Below are 17,300 nucleotides of genomic sequence, written 5' to 3'. Positions count from 1 at the left end.
CGCTAGCTGCGTTTTTGGCTACGTTTTCAGCTACGTTTCACCCACTCACAGCACGGGTTATCGACGCGCCTCAGTTTCCACATCATCGTAATAAACAATATGAGCTTGATCTTCTGAGGGTGGGCCAACGATGGGTTCGACAGCATCCACGTCAGGTACAACATCAGAAAGGTCTTCCAGGTGCTCATGCTCGAGCGCGCCTTGCATCAGTTCCTCAGTAACCACTAGCTCGGCACCTGCTGCGGTCATCGGCGTTGTCGGTGTAAAGGGAGCCACAGGAACTGGCGCAGGCCGCACACTGCGTCGCCAGCTGAAAAATACAACAAAAAACAGGCTCAGCGAGCCAAACGCCCAGAACAACCCAGCATCGCCCATCGCGGTCATTACTGGAGAAATCATTAGCGGGCTGATGGTAGCCCCAATAGAGTTGATCAATAGCAGGCCCTGGCTCATGCGTACCAGCGCTCCCGCCGGAGCACGGTCGGCGGCATGGCTAACCGCCACCGGGTAAAGCGCAAAGACACCGCCACCGAGTAAAAACAGCAGCGCCGCCAGTAAAGGGGTCGACATCGGAAGCCATATCATGGCCGCGGAAATCACCACACAGAAAGTGCTGATGGCGATCAATACGATTTGGCGGTCGTGACGATCAGACCAGCGTCCAATCGGATACTGAAGCAGCATGGCGCCAAGAATCACGACAGCCATCATTTGCCCCACCTGGTTGACGCTCATACCAATGCGCTGCAAATACAATGGCAGCAAGGTGTAGGCGGCAGCCACCACCATGCCAGACCCTAAACTTCCCATTACCCCTGTTGGCGTCATCGTAATCAAGCGGTGCGGCGGTAGCGGCTCAGCGTGCTCCATAATGGGTGACACCCGCGGAATCATGGCCATAGGCAACACCGATAACGATGCCAATAGGCCAATCACCATAAAGGGCGCTGTCACCCCCATGGCACTGGTGACACCTAATAGCAACTGCCCAATCACGCCCGCGGCATATAGCGAGATCATATACATCGCTAGCAATCGGCCACGTACTTTTTGCTCGCCTGATGTCAGCAACCAACTCTCAATCACTAAATAAACGCCCACGGTGGCCCAGCCGCCAATTAAACGCAGTACAAACCACGCCCAAGGATCGAAAAACAGCCCTTGCAATAGCACCGTGACAGCGACCAACGAGGCGAAGCTACCGTATGCACGAATGTGCCCTATGCGCAGCAGCAGGCGGTCATTGAATAGCGCGCCAAGTGCTAAGCCAATAAAGTAAGCCGAGGAGACAATACCTATCACCGTTGCCGACTCACCCGCAGCGTCTAGCCGCACGGAGATCAGCGTGGCGAGAAAGCCATTGCCAATCCCAAGAATAAATAGCCCTAATAAGGGCGCTAACGCCATGGCTAGCAGTTGCCGCGACATATCGCTTCTTGCCTCACAGAATAAAAGCCCCCTTCAGGGCTAACACATGGCCGGAGAAAACTCCAACCGCAGAATCGGGCGGCGAATCTACACTCGTTCCGTGGGTTTCACCAGTTTTTTTCGCTACCCATTGCCAGTGTAATCCGCAATAGTGAGAAGCGCATTTGCAACTCACCAGAAAGCAGCCGATATTGAATGCGCTGGCTGCGTCATTAGCCCTCTTGCCCTACATCAACAAATGCTAGAACAAACATTGCCATACTGACGCCTTCCAGGCTGAGACACACGCACTGTATCGACTCATTTGACACGGAGAGGTCTCCTTTCTATTTGCCATGGCCAATCAGATGCCCAATACGTTCGCTCCCTTACCTGCGGTCATTCGCATGAAATATCGGTCCGCCCCTAAGCAACAAGACAAGGTGGCATATTTAGCGATCATGCTGCTAGTCCTGGGCCTGTCTGGCTGCACCTCGCTGGCCCCCCCTCACTCGGTGCCAGCAGCAACATTGCCCGATGTTTACCCAGATGAGCGCATGCCAACAACGGCTGCTGGTGCTGATATTGCTTGGCGCAGCTACTTCACCGACACCAGGCTACAAGCGCTGATCGAACAGGCACTGACCACTAATTATGATTTGCGAAGTGCTTTATTGCGCGTTGAGCAAGCACGTGCAGCCTATGGTATTCAACATGCAGAGTTGCTACCCACACTTGGCGTGCAAGCTGCTGGTGAGCGTTCACGCACACCCTCTGACCTGAGCCCTAGCGGACGTACGCGGATTGGCAATCAGTTCCAGGCGGGCGTCGGCTTTAGCAGCTGGGAACTAGATTTCTGGGGGAGAATACGCAGCCTTAATGAGGCTGCCCTCGAGCAGTACCTAGCCACCGACGAGGCACGGCGCGCCACCGAAATCAGCCTTATCGCTCAGGTTGCCGACAGCTATTTTCGTCTTCAGGAACTTGATGCGCGCTTGGAGCTAGCACGCCGCACCATCGACAGTCGGCAAGAGTCACTGCGGATATTTACCCGACGCGTCGAAGTAGGCGCAACGTCACCACTGGAACTCACCCAAGTTGAAATGTTGCTGCAGCAGGCCAAGGCACTAGGTGCTCAGTTGGAGCAAGCCCATGCTCAGCAAGCCAACGCCTTGGCGCTATTAGTTGGTTCACCTATCGAAAAGGTAACAAGTGACGGGGATAAAATAGCGGATGATACTCTGCCCCCTCTAGCACCGGGGCTGCCATCGGAGCTAATGACCCGCCGCCCCGACATTCGCGCCGCCGAGCACCTACTGCGTTCTACTAACGCTAATATTGGTGCTGCGCGCGCGGCTTTCTTCCCACGTATCGCGCTGACAGGTAGTTTGGGCACGGCGAGTGCTGACTTGAACGGCCTGCTAGGAACTGATAGCCAGGCATGGAATTTTTCCCCCACCCTGTCACTGCCCATTTTTGATAGCGGTCGCCGAAAAGCCAACCTGACACTGGCCGAGTTACGCCACGAACAAGCCATAGTCGAATATGAGCAAGTCATCCAGCAAGCCTTCCGTGATGTTGCCGACGCACTGGCTGCTAACCACTGGCTAGCTGAGCAAGTAGAAACTGCCAATGACATGTTAGCAGTACAGCGCGAGCGTGCCCGCCTAGCCATGCTGCGCTATGAAAACGGTGCGGTGCCCTACCTAGAAGTTCTGGATGCACAGCGCGACTTGCTTTCCGCCGAGCAGCAGCGGCTAGCAGTTCGCCGCCAACTGCTGTCAGCCCGAGTGGCCTTATACACGGCTCTCGGCGGCGGATCAGCTGCTGTGACAAGCACTTCCGCTCTTACTCCACCTCATGCTGAATGACATTAGGGCCTAGCAATATGCATTCTTCGCTTAAGAAACTGATCCTTGCCGCTGGGGTAATCCTTATTGCTGCTGGAGGCTACTATTACTGGACTGAATTACGCGACGAAGGCCTGGGGGAAGGCTTTGCTAGCGGTAATGGGCGTATCGAGGCCACTGAAATCGATATCGCTACCAAGCTTCCTGGACGCGTTGACGCAGTCCTGGTCGATGAAGGTGAGTTTGTCACCGTTGGTCAACCCCTGGCGCGCATGCAGATCCAGGTACTGGAGGCGCAACGCGATGAGGCAAGAGCCCAGTATCAACAAGCACTCAATGCCGTACTCAGTGCGGAAGCACAGGTTGCTCTGCGGCAAAGCGACCATCTTGCCGCTCAGGCCGTAGTGACTCAGCGTGAAAGTGAACTTGATGCGGCTCAACGCCGCTTGGCTCGCTCGGAAACCTTATCGCGTGAAGGAGCCGCTTCGGCACAAGAACTTGATGATGATCGCGCTCGGGTCAATAGTGCACGAGCAGCCGTTGCCGCCGCTAACGCCCAGGTGGATGCTGCACAGTCGGCCATAGCGGCGGCCCGCGCCCAGGTGACCGGCGCCCGCTCTGCGGTTACTGCCGCTGAAGCCACCATTACGCGTATCGAAGCAGACATCACCGACAGCCAGTTGGTTGCGCCTCGTGCAGGGCGTGTGCAATTTCGTATTGCCCAGCCTGGCGAGGTACTTCCAGGTGGAGGGCGAGTGCTGAACCTGGTCGATCTTAGCGACGTACACATGACGTTCTTCTTACCTGCCGAACAAGCAGGTCGTGTGGCGCTGGGCAGCGAGGCACGTATCATCTTGGATGCGGCACCTGACCTAGTCATACCGGCACGCATCTCGTTTGTCGCCAGCACGGCACAATTTACGCCTAAGACGGTAGAGACCGCTTCAGAACGACAAAAATTAATGTTCCGAGTGAAAGCACAGATTGATCGAGACCTTCTACAACGTCATCTTGAGCAAGTTAAAACCGGTGTCCCTGGGGAAGCCTGGGTTAAGCTTGACCCCGACGCAGAGTGGCCTGCTGAGTTGGCTGTTCGGGTACCACAATGATAGCAACACCGCCCTCATCATCTACGCCAGCGGTAGTAACACTATCAGCCATCCAACTGCACTATGGTAAGCAGGTTGCCCTGGCGGGCATCGATCTGGAAATCCCTGCGGGCAGCATGGTTGGGCTGATAGGGCCTGATGGCGTTGGAAAGTCCAGCCTGTTAGCGCTTATTGCGGGGGCACGCGCGATCCAACAAGGACAAGTAGAAGTGCTCGGCGGCGATATGGCCAACAAGCGTCATCGCGACACTATCTGCCCGCGCATTGCCTACATGCCCCAAGGGTTAGGCAAGAACCTCTACCCGACGCTTTCAGTAGAGGAAAACCTACAGTTCTTTGCCCGCCTCTTCGGCCATGAGCATGCCGAACGACGCCGCCGAATCGACGATTTAACCCGTAGTACGGGGCTGCACAGATTCCTCGACCGCCCAGCAGGCAAACTTTCCGGCGGCATGAAGCAGAAGCTGGGGTTATGCTGCGCGCTGATTCATGACCCCGATTTATTGATCCTCGACGAACCAACCACCGGCGTCGACCCGCTGGCCCGCGCCCAGTTCTGGGAATTGATCGCACGTATACGTCGCCAACGCCCGCAGATGAGTGTCATGGTTGCGACCGCTTACATGGATGAAGCCCAACGCTTCGACTGGCTAGTGGCCATGGACGACGGCAAAATTCTGGCTACCGGAACGCCAGCGGCATTGCTAGAGCGTACTGCCAGCAACTCCCTGGAAGCTGCCTTTATCGCCCTGCTACCGGAAGAGAAAAAACGCGACTATGCACCCGTGCATATTCCGCCGTTGGCACAAGATGACGATGAAGTCGCCATTGAGGCTAAGGGCCTCACTATGCGCTTTGGCGATTTTGTCGCCGTCGACCACGTCAGCTTTCGGATCCGGCGTGGCGAGATTTTCGGTTTTCTTGGCTCCAATGGTTGTGGCAAATCAACCACCATGAAGATGCTTACTGGTCTGTTGCCCGCCAGTGAAGGCCAAGCGTGGCTGTTCGGCAAACAGGTGGATACCCGCGATATCGACACCCGCCGTCGTGTGGGCTACATGTCCCAGGCATTCTCACTGTATGGCGAACTAACCGTTGAGCAGAATCTTATCTTGCACGCCCGGCTTTTCCAGGTCCCTGAAGCGGAGATAGCCACCCGCGTGGATGAGATGGTGAAACGCTTCGACCTACAAGAGGTACGCGGCAGCCTGCCGGAAAGTTTGCCACTCGGCATCCGTCAGCGTCTTTCGCTGGCGGTGGCCATGGTCCACAAGCCAGAACTACTGATCCTGGATGAGCCGACTTCTGGGGTTGATCCTGTTGCCCGCGACAACTTCTGGCGGCTGATGATTGAACTAGCGCGCCGTGACCGGGTGACCATATTCATTTCTACCCATTTCATGAATGAAGCCGAGCGCTGTGATCGCATGTCGATGATGCATGCCGGTCAAGTGCTCGATAGCGATACGCCTGCGGCACTGGTGAAAAAACGTGGAGCAGCGACTCTGGAAGAGGCATTCATCGGCTATTTAACCGAAGCAGGCGCCGACGAACAGAACCAAGAAGCGCCTGAGCCAACGCCCACCCCAGTGGCCAAAGTATCGCCCAGCACGGCGCCTAACAATGTAAAACACAGCGCTTTTAGTCTCCAGCGTCTACTTAGCTACACTTGGCGAGAATCGCTGGAGCTTCGTCGCGACCCGGTGCGCGGCACTCTTGCCCTGCTTGGCTCACTCATCCTGATGTTGGTCATTGGCTATGGCATCAGCCTGGACGTAGAGGATCTCAGCTATGCCATCCTTGATCGCGACCAGACGACCCTGAGCAATAGCTATGCGATGAATCTTGCCGGCTCCCGCTACTTTATCGAGCAACCGCCATTGATTGATTACGCAGATATGGACAAGCGCATGCGCAGTGGCAAGCTCACCCTGGCCATTGAAATCCCTCCTGGCTTTGGCCGTGATGTGAAGCGAGGAAGCCAGGTTGAAATCGGCGCCTGGATTGACGGTGCCATGCCCCAGCGTGCTGAAACCGCACGCGGCTACGTGCAGGGCATTCATCGACAGTGGCTGCTCGAGCAAGCAGCGCAAGCCGCGACTAATGTCACTGCCCCCGCTGCCAATGTCGAAACCCGCTTTCGCTACAATCCGGATGTTCAGAGCCTGCCAGCCATGGTGCCAGCAGTCATCCCGCTTCTGTTAATGATGCTACCGGCGATGCTGACCGCGTTGGCCGTCGTGCGGGAAAAAGAGCTAGGGTCGATCATCAACCTCTACGTCACGCCAGTCACCCGTAGCGAATTCCTAGTCGGCAAGCAGTTGCCTTATATCGCTCTCGCTATCATCAATTTTCTGCTAATGGCATTGCTCGCGGTCACGCTATTTGATGTGCCCATCAAAGGCAGCTTCCTGACGCTGCTGTTAGCAGTAGTGATCTACAGCATTATCGCAACGGGCATGGGATTGCTCGCTTCGACGTTGACGCGCAGCCAAATCGCAGCGATGTTCTTCGCCATCATCGGCACGTTGATTCCCGCCGTGCAATTCTCAGGAATGATCGACCCGGTCAGCTCACTAGAAGGCGCGGGACGTTTCATTGGCACCATCTACCCCACTTCCCATATGTTAACCATCACGCGCGGTGTGTTCAGCAAAGCACTGGGGCTTAGCGACCTCTATGCCTTATTCATACCACTGTTGATCGCGGTACCAACGATCATGGGACTGTCTATTTTCCTGCTAAAAAATCAGGAGCGCTGAGATGCATAGTGTCCTGACTATCTACCGACTGGGCGTCAAGGAACTATGGAGCCTGATCCGCGACCCGATTATGCTAATTCTGATCGCCTACGTGTGCAGTATCTCGGTCTACACCAAGGCGACCGCGTTGCCCGAAAGTCTCCACATGGCTCCTATCGCCATCGTTGATGAAGATAACTCGCCGCTGTCATCTCGTATCATCACGGCGTTCTATCCCCCCCAATTCGCTATCCCAGACAAGATCTCACTTCATGAGATTGACCCTGGGCTAGATGCAGGCCAGTACACTTTCGTCCTCAATATACCACCCGACTTTCAGCGCAACGTATTGGCTGGTCACGCCCCTCAGATTCAACTCAATATCGATGCCACACGCATGAGCCAAGCATTTACTGGCAATGGCTATATCCAACAGATCGTCATGGACGAGATCAACGCGTTTACTCAACGTTACCGCAGCTCTAGCGCTCCACCCGTCGACCTAGTGCTGCGAGCGCGCTTCAATCCTGGGCTCGAAAAAGCCTGGTTTGGATCGCTGATGTCTATCATCGATAACATTACCATGCTCTCTATCATTCTCACGGGCGCGGCATTGATACGCGAACGAGAGCACGGCACCATTGAACATCTACTGGCAATGCCAGTCACCCCGACGGAAATTATGCTGGCCAAGATATGGTCAATGGGCCTGGTGGTTCTGGTCTCCGCACTGCTTTCGCTCTATTTAGTTGTTAGCTGGGCCTTACAGGTGCCGATAGCAGGCTCAGTGGCACTGTTCGCTGTGGGGGCAGCGCTCCACCTCTTCGCGACCACCTCTATGGGCATCTTTCTCGCCACCCTTGCACGCAACATGCCACAATTTGGCATGCTAATGGTGCTGGTACTGCTGCCCCTGCAGCTGCTATCCGGGGGTACGACACCACGCGAAAGCATGCCGGAAATTGTCCAGCACATCATGCTGCTCGCCCCAACCACTCACTTCGTTGAACTGGGTCAGGCAATCCTTTATCGAGGTGCGGGGATAAACGTAGTATGGCCGCAGTTTCTGCTGCTGCTGTTGATCGGTAGCGTTCTATTCGCTTTTTCTTTATCGCGTTTTCGCAAGGCCATCGGCCAGATGGCATGAGTCATGAACTATGGCACCGAATCATCAAGATAATGGTCTGCGGCGGAGCAACACCACATCCGCTGCGGGAAATTCCACCACCATGCCCCAACGTTCGGCTATCCAACAAAACGTCGCTTCACTAAAAAAACTCACATGCGTCGGGTCGTTTATATAGTGCCAGCGGGCAAATGCTGCTGGGGTACTGACACGCTTTGTCATGACCCCAAGATAGCCCCCAGGGACTATTTTCTCGACCAGTCGACTAAGCTCTTCGCCGGGCCTCGCAAGGTGCTCTAACACCTCGGTAGCGGTAATAAAGTCATACTGGCGGTTGAGTACTTCAACGTCTGGGGCGTAAAAAATATCGTAAACCGCCATCGTGAACCCCGCCTCTTCAAACATCACCGACAGCGTAGGCCCTGGGCCACAGCCAAAGTCTAGCCCATGGGCATCTTGTGGCAGCTTAGCCACTAGCGGGGCAAATAAGCGCCCCAAAAAATGCCGATATCCCGTATCATGCGGCGAATTCTGGTGCTGGTCGTACTCTGCCTTTTCTTGATGCGCATCTAAATGCTGCTCGGCAGGCACAAACACCAAGGCGCACGTGGCACACTGGTAGTAATCGCGGCGACGGTCTTGGTGATAAAGGGCCGGTTTAGGCGTATTGCATAGCGGACAGCGTCGCATCATCGTATTCTCATGTTTTACGTTTGTTTTAAGGAAAGTGGCATGCTCTCAGGTTTTGACCATCTTGTTGTTACGGTGACTGATATGGGTCGCGCCGTGGATTTTTACTCCCGTGTGCTTGGGCTAGACGTGCGCTACCGAGACGCGCAGCGAGTGGATCTTATGCTAGGCGACACGGCACTGCGCCTGCATCAAACCGACACTGATATTGCGCCTGTTTCTGCCACCCCGACCCCAGGCAGCCTGGATTTATGCCTGCGCTGCCAATTGCCGCTGGATGAGTTCAAACAGCACTTGGATGCGCTTGCTATTGACGTAGAGCTTGGCCCGGTTGCTCGCCAAGGCGCTAATGGTCCCATTGAGTCAATTTACTTACGCGACCCAGACGGTAATTTGCTAGAAATCTGCCGACCTGCTACCCGCTAATGATAAGCCGCGCCAGCCGCGCTATCATAGTGAGCTTTAACGGCGTCCTCGGGGACGCCTCATGGCGAATAGCAAAAAGGATCGGTTATGCACGACGATGCCAACAAAGCACCTTTAGAAGGTGAAGTAATTAACGAAAGTACGTCTTCAGAACAGCCGGATACCACCATGGCGATGGTGATTTACGCGCTTTATTTGGCAAGCTTTTTGGTAGGGTTTACCTCACTGGTCGGCATCGTTATCGCCTATGTCTATCGTGGTAAAGGCCCTGAATGGCTAGATGAGCACTACCGTTACCAGATCCGTACGTTTTGGATTGGGCTGCTCTACGGCAGCATCGCCACGTTGCTAACGTTTATTCTGATTGGCATCCCCATGCTATTGGCACTGGCCGTATGGTTTATTGTTCGCTGTGTGAAAGGCTTTAAGGGTCTGCAGGAGAAGCGTGCGCCAACCAACGTTGACAGCTGGTTCCTGTAACTTATGGCAGAGCAGTCACCTTCTAACAAATCACGTTTCCAAGCACGTGCCATCACATCACTTTGGAAACTACTGGCGCGCTGGCCGCTTGGCGCGCTTTGGCGTATCGCCGTGCGGTTAGGTCCGCTGGTCTATCGCTTTAGCAAACGAGAGCGTCAGGTGACGGAAATCAATCTGGCAGTGGTTAACCCAGAAGCCACTGCCAGCCAGCGCAAAGCCCTTGCCATACAAAGCCTGCGCCACTCGGCAGCGACTATGCTGGAACTTGGCCATGCGTGGATGGCTGCGCCCGAAAAAGTAGAAGCCAGCATTTTGTCGGTTCATGGCCGAGATAAGCTAGACAGCGCACGTGCCGAAGGCCGCGGCGTCATTGTGCTTGCTCCGCACTTTGGTAACTGGGAGGTGCTTAATTTTTGGCTCTCCAGCCACTTCCCTTTTACCGCCATGTACGAACCACCCAAAATTGCCGACCTTGAGCCTATTATTCGCCATGGCCGCGAGCGCATGGGAGCCAGCTTGGTACCCACCAACGCCAGAGGCGTCGCTGCCCTTCTCAAAGCACTTAAGCGCAGCGAAGCTATTGGCATCTTACCGGATCAAGAACCTAACTGGGGCAGCGGTGTATTCGCCCCTTTTTATGGGCGCGATGCCTATACGGCAACGCTGCTACCGAAACTGGTCGCCCGCACTCAGGCAAGGGTAGTCACCGGCGTTGCCTTACGGGTGCCCGGCAAGGGATTTGAAATTCATTTCCTTGACGCCGATGAGCAGGTTTACAGCGCCGATGATGTGGTTTCAGCCACCGGTGTTAACGCTAGCGTAGAAGCGTCAATTGCACTTGATCCAACGCAGTATCAATGGGAATACAAACGCTATCGCAAGGTCATAGAGCAACAGCAAGGGCTGGCAAACGCCAAAGAATTTCGGATTTACTAACGGGTAACGAGGTAATTTATGACCCAGCGTTATAGTCCCACTGAGGAAACGCGCCCACCCCAGATCATTTACGCGCTCTACTTAGCGGGTCTAGTAACAGCCAATATTACACTGTTGATTGGCGTTATAGTCGCTTACGTATATCGCAAAGAGGCAGCACCGTGGTTGCAAGCTCACTACCGTTATTTGATCCGGACTTTTTGGATAGGCTGCCTCTACTTTTTCGTCACCTTTACCCTTAGCTTGATGTTAGTAGGCACCTTACTATGGCCGCTATTAGCCGTGTGGCTTGGTGTGCGCTGTATTATTGGCTGGCTCGCAGTGCGCAAGGGAGAGCCGCCAGCTCGTCCTGGCAGTTGGCTCTGGTAACACAACTAAGCAAGCCCCTATACCACCACCGCTAAGGATGACGGGCTGGATCATGGTGTCGCCCCTGTCGTTGACCCAGAAGAGGTTAATGCTGGTGTGCCAAAGTCTTGCTGTAACCAATGACGCAGTTGGCTCATTTTCGCGGCCTCTTCAGGGCTTTTCAGTGATGGCAGCATGCCATCAATAAAACCACGTGCCTTAAAAGGTGCTAAGAGTCGGGGGTCTCCGCTAATCACATGCACAGGCACCGCTGCACTGGCGTTGTCGCCGGTAATTAGCGGTGCCGCTTGATGGTCCCCAAGTACAATCAATAGTGTGTTGTCATCAACCACTCGCTCAGCCCAGCGCCCTGTGACCTTCACAGCGTAGTCTATTGACCACGCGTAATGGTCACGGATGCGTTCAATATCCTGCCAAAGCACTTCTGGCGGATCACCGGCCTCCTCCCAAGGGGCGAAAACACGCCCATCGCCGATCATCGACCAGTCTTCGAAAACGGGTAAAATTGGCGTCCATGGCGCGTGGCTGGAGATAAGTGCGAGTTGCGCGAATACCGGCGCCTCACCCAACAAATATCGCTGGGTGTAATCCAGCGTGAACTGATCGGGCATCGTGACCCAGTTCAGCGCTGGCCCGGCATAGGGTAAATCTTTCGCTACTGCAATCTGATCAAATCCGTAGGCCAGCCCTTCTGGCCAAGCCAGCGTAATGGCAGGCATGACACTGAGCGTCCGCTGCCCCGTGCGACTAAAATCATTAATCAGCGTTGAATGATCGCTTTCCAGCATCAGCCGATACCATAGCTGATTATCAATCCAGCGACCGCTTAGAGCCGTGGCATGGGCAAGCCAAGACTGACCTCCCCGAATAGGCGCTTCTAGCAACCCCGAAACAGCGTATAGATCCCGCTGACCCAAACGTTGCTGTATGTCATCTAGCGTAGGCAGTACGACACTGCTGTAGCGAGCATCATTAATGGCCGACACACCGTAAGATTCAATAAACGTTAATAAGACATTGCGCCCTAACAAACCAGGTAATGGTTTAGGAGCTAATGGTGACGCCTGTAGCTGTTCGCTAAACGCCACTCTCGCCCGATGAGTCGCCACCACCTGCTCCCACTGGAAACGCGTGGTGTTAACAGCAGGCAACGCTGATTTAGCGACTAATCGCTTGCCGTTAGCCTCGGAAACCGCAAAACCTGCCGCGGTGATCATCACGAGGATGGCTAGAGCACCTGAAGCACGCCTCACCAATAACGGTTGAGCGGGCAACAGCAATCGCAGCAGCATCCATAAACTACCTAGCAGGGTCGCACTGCCCAACAACATCAGGAAAGTTGCTGCCAGTTGACCTACATTACCTACTAGCAAATGGTAGATAGAGCGCACCAAGGGCACGTCTAGATAGAGGTTTAGTGATCGCCCAAACGCGGTGTGTGTCGCGGCATCGCCTAGGTTGGCCATCGTTACCAACGCCAGCCAACCTACCAACAAAATAGCTAACCAGCGACGTAAGCTACCGGGGCGAATAAGCAGCATCGCAGGGGCTATAAGCCATGCCTCCCACGCAATTAGAGGAGAGCCAATCTCACCGAAACGCCACCAAAGCGGCAATACCAGTAGAAAGTTGAGCGTTATACACGTGAGTAGAAGACGAATCATCAGCGCTTCAACAGCATAGTAATCACCTAAATATTACACGCTTAATGGAATTTAAAGCTTGCACATGACCATAAAAATCATGTACCAACAATACAAATGGTATAACTTTTGTTGAAATATTTCATATACTGATTTTATGGTTACTACGCTGGCATGCAATCGAAAGGAACTCGCCCATGAGTGTTCGTACTGCAGCAAAATGGATGTTGTCGCTTAACTGCCTGATCGCCTTTTCTGCGCCTGCTAACGATGATGATGTTTTTGACTACGTTATTGAGCGCGCCCAAACCCTGGCCGATGCGCCTTATCAACCCCCAAATGAGACGCTTCCCAGCGCTTTGACGTCGTTAGATTACGACCTGTATCGACAAATCCGTTTCAATCCCGAGCGAGCCTACTGGCGCGATGAAAGCCCTTTCAGCATGCAGCTATTTCATAGCGGATTTATATTTCAACCCCCCGTCACGATTAATGTGATCGACGATGGTGACGTTGAACCACTCTCTTTCTCGGCCGATGACTTTCAGTACGATGGCGATGCCAACCGTTTGTTAGAGCATGATTTAACGGGCAGCGGTCATGCCGGTTTTAGGCTGCACTATCCTATCAATAGTGATGTTTATGCCGATGAATTTGCTGTTTTTCTTGGCGCAAGCTACTTCCGTCTAGTTGGCCGCGACCAAGCCTACGGTCTTTCTACCCGTGGTCTTGCCATTGATACCGCATTAGCCAGTGGTGAAGAGTTTCCCGAATTTCGCGAATTCTGGCTCTATAAGCCTGATGAAGATTCTGACAGCGTTACGCTACTCGCACTCATGGATAGCCCATCGCTAAGCGGAGCCTACCGCATTACGTTAACGCCGGGCGAGAGCACCGAGGCAGATGTAGAAGCAACGCTGTTTGCACGTTCTGATATAGCAAAGCTAGGGGTTGCACCGCTCACCAGCATGTTCACCTTTGGGGAAGCCAGCACCGAACGAGCTGATGACTTTCGTCCTCAGGTACATGATTCTGATGGTTTGCTAATACACACGGGGGCCGACGAGTGGATTTGGCGGCCGTTGCAAAACCCCTCATCGCTTCGCGTATCAGCGTTTATCGACGATGCCCCTTCTGGGTTTGGTCTAATGCAGCGGGAGCGGGACTTTAGCCGCTACCTGGACCTTGAAGCCCGCTACCATCGCCGCCCTAGCCAATGGGTCGAACCCCTTGCTGACTGGGGACCAGGGCATGTAGAACTCGTCGAAATTCCCACGCCAGATGAGACTCACGACAATATAGTGGCTTATTGGGTCGCTGAAGAGCCGCTCACTGCTGGCGAGTCTCGCCGCCTTCACTATCGAACCTTTACGCTCAATGAACAGCCCGGGGCTAACTCACTGGGCAAGGTTGTGCGCACCCGCCATGGCAGCGCAGCGGTTCCAGGCGAGGCCGACTCCCCGTCTGCTGATCAGCGCCAATTCATCGTCGATTTCCAGGGCGGCAAACTGGATGATCTGACATCAAGCGAGCCAATCGAGCTGGACATCAGTGTGCTCAATGGCGAGGTATTACTACCTCAAGTCAAAACACTGCCCAACAACGGCCAACGGGCCACTTTCCGATTACCCCCCAGCAGCGAACCCAGCGATATCCGGCTACGGCTGATGGTCGAAGGAGAGCCGATTACTGAAACCTGGAATTACGTGTGGTATCCCGATGCCTGACCTCCACGCGTTGCGGCCTTCGATGCCCTGGCTTAACGGTCGCCGAGCCTTCCTTGCTTTTACAGTGTTAGCCACCAGCATCGGTGGCTGCGTTGCGATGGCGAAGGTCGTTGCCAACCTTGCCATTGGTTGGCAGCTCACCATGTTGATCCTATTTGCATTAACGTTCACTTGGATAGCGCTGGCTTTCTGGGGGGCACTATGTGGCTTTGTGCTTTGTGCGCTACGCCGAGATCCGCTCAGTTTACGTCGCCAAACTATTAAAAATCCTAATGCTAGCCTGTTAGTCAGCCGCACAGCGTTAGTAATGCCTATTTATGCAGAGCCTCCCATCCCGACCATTGCAGGGCTAGAAGCAACGTGTCGTTCACTTCTCCAGCAAGCAGAAACGTATGGTGCAGGGACACCCAGTGCTATCAACAAACACTTTGAAGTGTTTGTATTGAGCGACACCCAAGACATGACCATGGCAGACATCGAAGCGGCTCATGTAGCTGCCTTGCAACAGCGCCTTGCTGGGCAGATAGCCGTTCATTATCGGCGACGCCCTAATAATGACGGCCGAAAAGCTGGCAATATTGCCGAGTTTTGCCGCCGCTGGGGCCGCCGCTATGACTACTTGGTGGTGCTAGATGCCGACAGCTTAATGAGTGGCGCTACACTACTGCATTTAGTTCATCGGATGCAGCGCCAACCCAGCGTAGGCCTTATTCAAACGGTGCCTATTCCCGTTGGCCAACGCACGCTATTTGGTCGTTTTACCCAGCTAGCCTCAGCACTTTACAGCCCGATGTTGGCAGCGGGCCAAAGCTTCTGGCAGGGCGATGCGGCAAATTACTGGGGCCATAATGCGATTATTCGCACACGGGCCTTTATGGCCCATGCAGGGCTACCTATCCTTCCAGGAAAGCCTCCGCTGGGAGGAGAGCTATTAAGCCACGATTTCGTCGAAGCGGCTCTCCTGAAACGAGGTGGCTGGCAGGTGTTGCTCGATACCTCTGCGACCACCGCCGTATCTCGTCATAACCCTTACGCTAGCGCGTCACACAACAGCTTTGAAGCCATGCCGAGTAACATGCTCGACTTTGCCAAGCGTGATCGCCGCTGGCTACAGGGCAATCTGCAGCACTTACGCCTACTCACCGGCGCAGGGTTTCACCCGATTAGTCGACTCCACTTTTTATTCGGCGCGTTTGCCTACCTTTCTTCGCTTGTTTGGCTTGGGCTTCTGCTCTGCACCAGCCTGATGGTGGGGTATCAAGCCATTGAGACCACCTCAAACCCAGCGTTGCCTGAAGCCCTCTCTCTGGGGCTGTTAAGTGTAACGCTGGGTATGCTGATTGCGCCCAAGCTGTTGGGGCTATTGCTAACGTTCTGGCAATGCCCCCATGCGTATGGCGGACGACTCAAGCTTGTCACCAGCACGTTATTGGAAATTGTGTTTGCCGCTTTGATTGCGCCACTGATGATGGCGTGGCATAGCTTATTTATCATCAACGTGTTGATTGGCCGAGCTATCGACTGGCAAACCCAACACCGGGGGGAGCGCTCGCTAAGCTGGCGAGAGACATGGCACCACACCGGGTGGATGACGCTGTGCGGTATAGCCTGGGCAGGCACGATGATGCTTTTTTCACCCTCGGCGTTCGGCTGGTTAACCCCCGCATGGCTGGGGCTGATTGGAGCTGCTCCGCTGGTGAAATACTCCAGCAGTGCCACCTGGGGAGGCCTCGTTAGCCGCAGATTCGGCTTACTGCAAACACCTAGTTCAGCACAACAACCACCGCTTTTGGAGGACTTTGTCGCGTTAGAAAACCGCAGCCATCAACCCAATGCCACCTTAGCTCGCTCGTCGCTAACACTTGCTCTAGCGCCTCCCCAAGAACAGCCAGGCGATATGCCCTGCCAGTCATTTCGCCATCACGTTCAAACAGCAATCGAGCATGCACCATCCGTTAAGGAGCCCTACTAATGCCTTCTGCTTTTTTTGATCGGCTGCGCAGTGCCAGCGGTATGGCGCGTTCACTGTTTATTTACTGGCGGCCTGGAAGGCAAAAGGGTCTGAAACAGTTATATCGTCCGTTTATTCAACCGGGCGATATCGCTTTTGATATTGGCGCTCACTTAGGCGACCGTAGTGCCGCCTTCCACGCGCTAGGTGCTAAGGTAGTAGCACTGGAGCCACAGCCAGCACTGGCCAACTGGTTTAAACGGATACTTAATCAGCCTAACATCACGCTCTTACCACTGGCCGCTGGACCGCAACCCGGCTATGCGGATATCGCCATCAGTGTTAGCAATCCGACCCTCTCTACCCTAGCGACCGAATGGCGACATCAGGTGGGCGAACGAAATCCTGGCTTTCAGCACGTACAGTGGGAACAGCAGCTAAGAGTGGAAGTCACCACACTGGATCAACTGATCGCTACTTACGGCGAACCAAGCTTTATAAAAATTGATGTTGAAGGGTTTGAAGCAGAAGTCTTGATGGGTCTTAACCATCCGGTAGCAGCACTTTCAGTCGAGTTTGTTGCGGGCGTGTTAGAGGTCAGCCATGCCTGCGTTGAACAGCTGTCCCGTCTTGGCGACTACCGCTTTAATGCAATTGCCGGTGAGCAACGCCACTTTCGCTGGGCAACCTGGCAAACCCCTGAAACCATTACCCAGTGGCTTAACGATGGCGTTGACGGCTTAGCCTCTGGGGATCTCTACGCCTGCCGCGCCGATCATCCGCTGTTAAACGAAGCCGCATAACTCTTCAAAAAACGATTTTAAAACACGGCTTTTAAAACACTG

The 17,300-nt window shown here is 54.3% G+C and carries 14 protein-coding genes; 11 read left to right on the top strand and 3 right to left on the bottom strand.

Features of this window, described 5'->3' with window-relative positions:
* Positions 1-57: 57 nt before the first annotated feature.
* Positions 58-1,428 (bottom strand): MFS transporter, encoded by a 1,371-nt coding sequence (locus tag NF683_RS12410; RefSeq protein WP_253920145.1) that lies wholly within the window; start codon positions 1,426-1,428, stop codon positions 58-60.
* Positions 1,429-1,775: 347 nt separating this feature from the next.
* On the opposite strand from NF683_RS12410, the gene NF683_RS12405 reads away from it, so the two are divergent.
* Genes NF683_RS12405 through NF683_RS12390 form a run of 4 tightly spaced genes read left to right on the top strand, consistent with a single transcriptional unit; the run spans position 1,776 to position 8,254 of the window.
* A complete protein-coding gene (locus NF683_RS12405; protein ID WP_253920144.1) occupies positions 1,776-3,278 on the top strand; it encodes an efflux transporter outer membrane subunit in 1,503 nt (500 codons plus the stop codon).
* Positions 3,279-3,295: 17 nt separating this feature from the next.
* Positions 3,296-4,366, top strand: a complete 1,071-nt coding sequence (locus NF683_RS12400) for an HlyD family secretion protein (RefSeq protein ID WP_089038820.1) — start codon at positions 3,296-3,298, stop codon at positions 4,364-4,366.
* Positions 4,363-7,128 (top strand): ribosome-associated ATPase/putative transporter RbbA, encoded by a 2,766-nt coding sequence (rbbA, locus tag NF683_RS12395; RefSeq protein WP_253920143.1) that lies wholly within the window; start codon positions 4,363-4,365, stop codon positions 7,126-7,128. The genes NF683_RS12400 and rbbA overlap by 4 nt, the downstream gene beginning before the upstream one ends.
* Position 7,129: 1 nt before the next feature.
* A complete protein-coding gene (locus NF683_RS12390) occupies positions 7,130-8,254 on the top strand; it encodes an ABC transporter permease (protein WP_253920142.1) in 1,125 nt (374 codons plus the stop codon).
* Positions 8,255-8,278: 24 nt separating this feature from the next.
* Here the strand turns inward: NF683_RS12390 and NF683_RS12385 are convergent, their stop codons facing one another.
* Positions 8,279-8,926 (bottom strand): class I SAM-dependent methyltransferase, encoded by a 648-nt coding sequence (locus NF683_RS12385; protein ID WP_089038823.1) that lies wholly within the window; start codon positions 8,924-8,926, stop codon positions 8,279-8,281.
* A 39-nt stretch (positions 8,927-8,965) separates the two neighbouring features.
* On the opposite strand from NF683_RS12385, the gene NF683_RS12380 reads away from it, so the two are divergent.
* The 4 genes from NF683_RS12380 to NF683_RS12365 all read left to right on the top strand — a co-directional run bounded on the left by NF683_RS12380 (position 8,966) and on the right by NF683_RS12365 (position 11,134).
* A complete protein-coding gene (locus NF683_RS12380; RefSeq protein ID WP_038482244.1) occupies positions 8,966-9,349 on the top strand; it encodes a VOC family protein in 384 nt (127 codons plus the stop codon).
* Positions 9,350-9,436: 87 nt separating this feature from the next.
* Entirely contained in the window at positions 9,437-9,829 is a 393-nt protein-coding gene (locus tag NF683_RS12375) for a DUF4870 family protein (protein WP_038482241.1), read from the top strand.
* Positions 9,830-9,832: 3 nt separating this feature from the next.
* The gene (locus NF683_RS12370; protein WP_253920141.1) at positions 9,833-10,765 is read left to right on the top strand and encodes a lysophospholipid acyltransferase family protein; all 933 of its coding nucleotides are present in this window, start codon (positions 9,833-9,835) and stop codon (positions 10,763-10,765) included.
* An 18-nt stretch (positions 10,766-10,783) separates the two neighbouring features.
* The gene (locus NF683_RS12365) at positions 10,784-11,134 is read left to right on the top strand and encodes a DUF4870 family protein (protein ID WP_089038825.1); all 351 of its coding nucleotides are present in this window, start codon (positions 10,784-10,786) and stop codon (positions 11,132-11,134) included.
* Positions 11,135-11,184: 50 nt separating this feature from the next.
* On the opposite strand, the gene NF683_RS12360 is transcribed toward NF683_RS12365, so the two are convergent.
* Positions 11,185-12,798 (bottom strand): alkaline phosphatase family protein, encoded by a 1,614-nt coding sequence (locus tag NF683_RS12360; protein WP_253920140.1) that lies wholly within the window; start codon positions 12,796-12,798, stop codon positions 11,185-11,187.
* A 176-nt stretch (positions 12,799-12,974) separates the two neighbouring features.
* Between NF683_RS12360 and NF683_RS12355 the strand changes: the two genes are divergently transcribed.
* The 3 genes from NF683_RS12355 to NF683_RS12345 are packed head-to-tail and all read left to right on the top strand — an operon-like array spanning position 12,975 to position 17,258.
* Positions 12,975-14,504: a glucan biosynthesis protein gene (locus NF683_RS12355; RefSeq protein WP_253920139.1), complete on the top strand. Its 1,530-nt coding sequence runs from the start codon at positions 12,975-12,977 to the stop codon at positions 14,502-14,504.
* Positions 14,497-16,476 carry a glucans biosynthesis glucosyltransferase MdoH gene (gene mdoH / locus NF683_RS12350; RefSeq protein ID WP_253920138.1) on the top strand — a complete coding sequence of 660 codons (1,980 nt, stop codon included), beginning with the start codon at positions 14,497-14,499 and terminating at the stop codon, positions 16,474-16,476. The genes NF683_RS12355 and mdoH overlap by 8 nt, the downstream gene beginning before the upstream one ends.
* The gene (locus NF683_RS12345) at positions 16,476-17,258 is read left to right on the top strand and encodes an FkbM family methyltransferase (RefSeq protein ID WP_253920137.1); all 783 of its coding nucleotides are present in this window, start codon (positions 16,476-16,478) and stop codon (positions 17,256-17,258) included. The genes mdoH and NF683_RS12345 overlap by 1 nt, the downstream gene beginning before the upstream one ends.
* Positions 17,259-17,300 lie beyond the last annotated feature (42 nt).

This window comes from Halomonas sp. MS1, from assembly GCF_024182575.1.
Lineage (GTDB): Bacteria > Pseudomonadota > Gammaproteobacteria > Pseudomonadales > Halomonadaceae > Vreelandella.
Note: the sequence above shows the minus strand (reverse complement) of the source record. Positions and strands in the feature narration are given on the sequence as shown.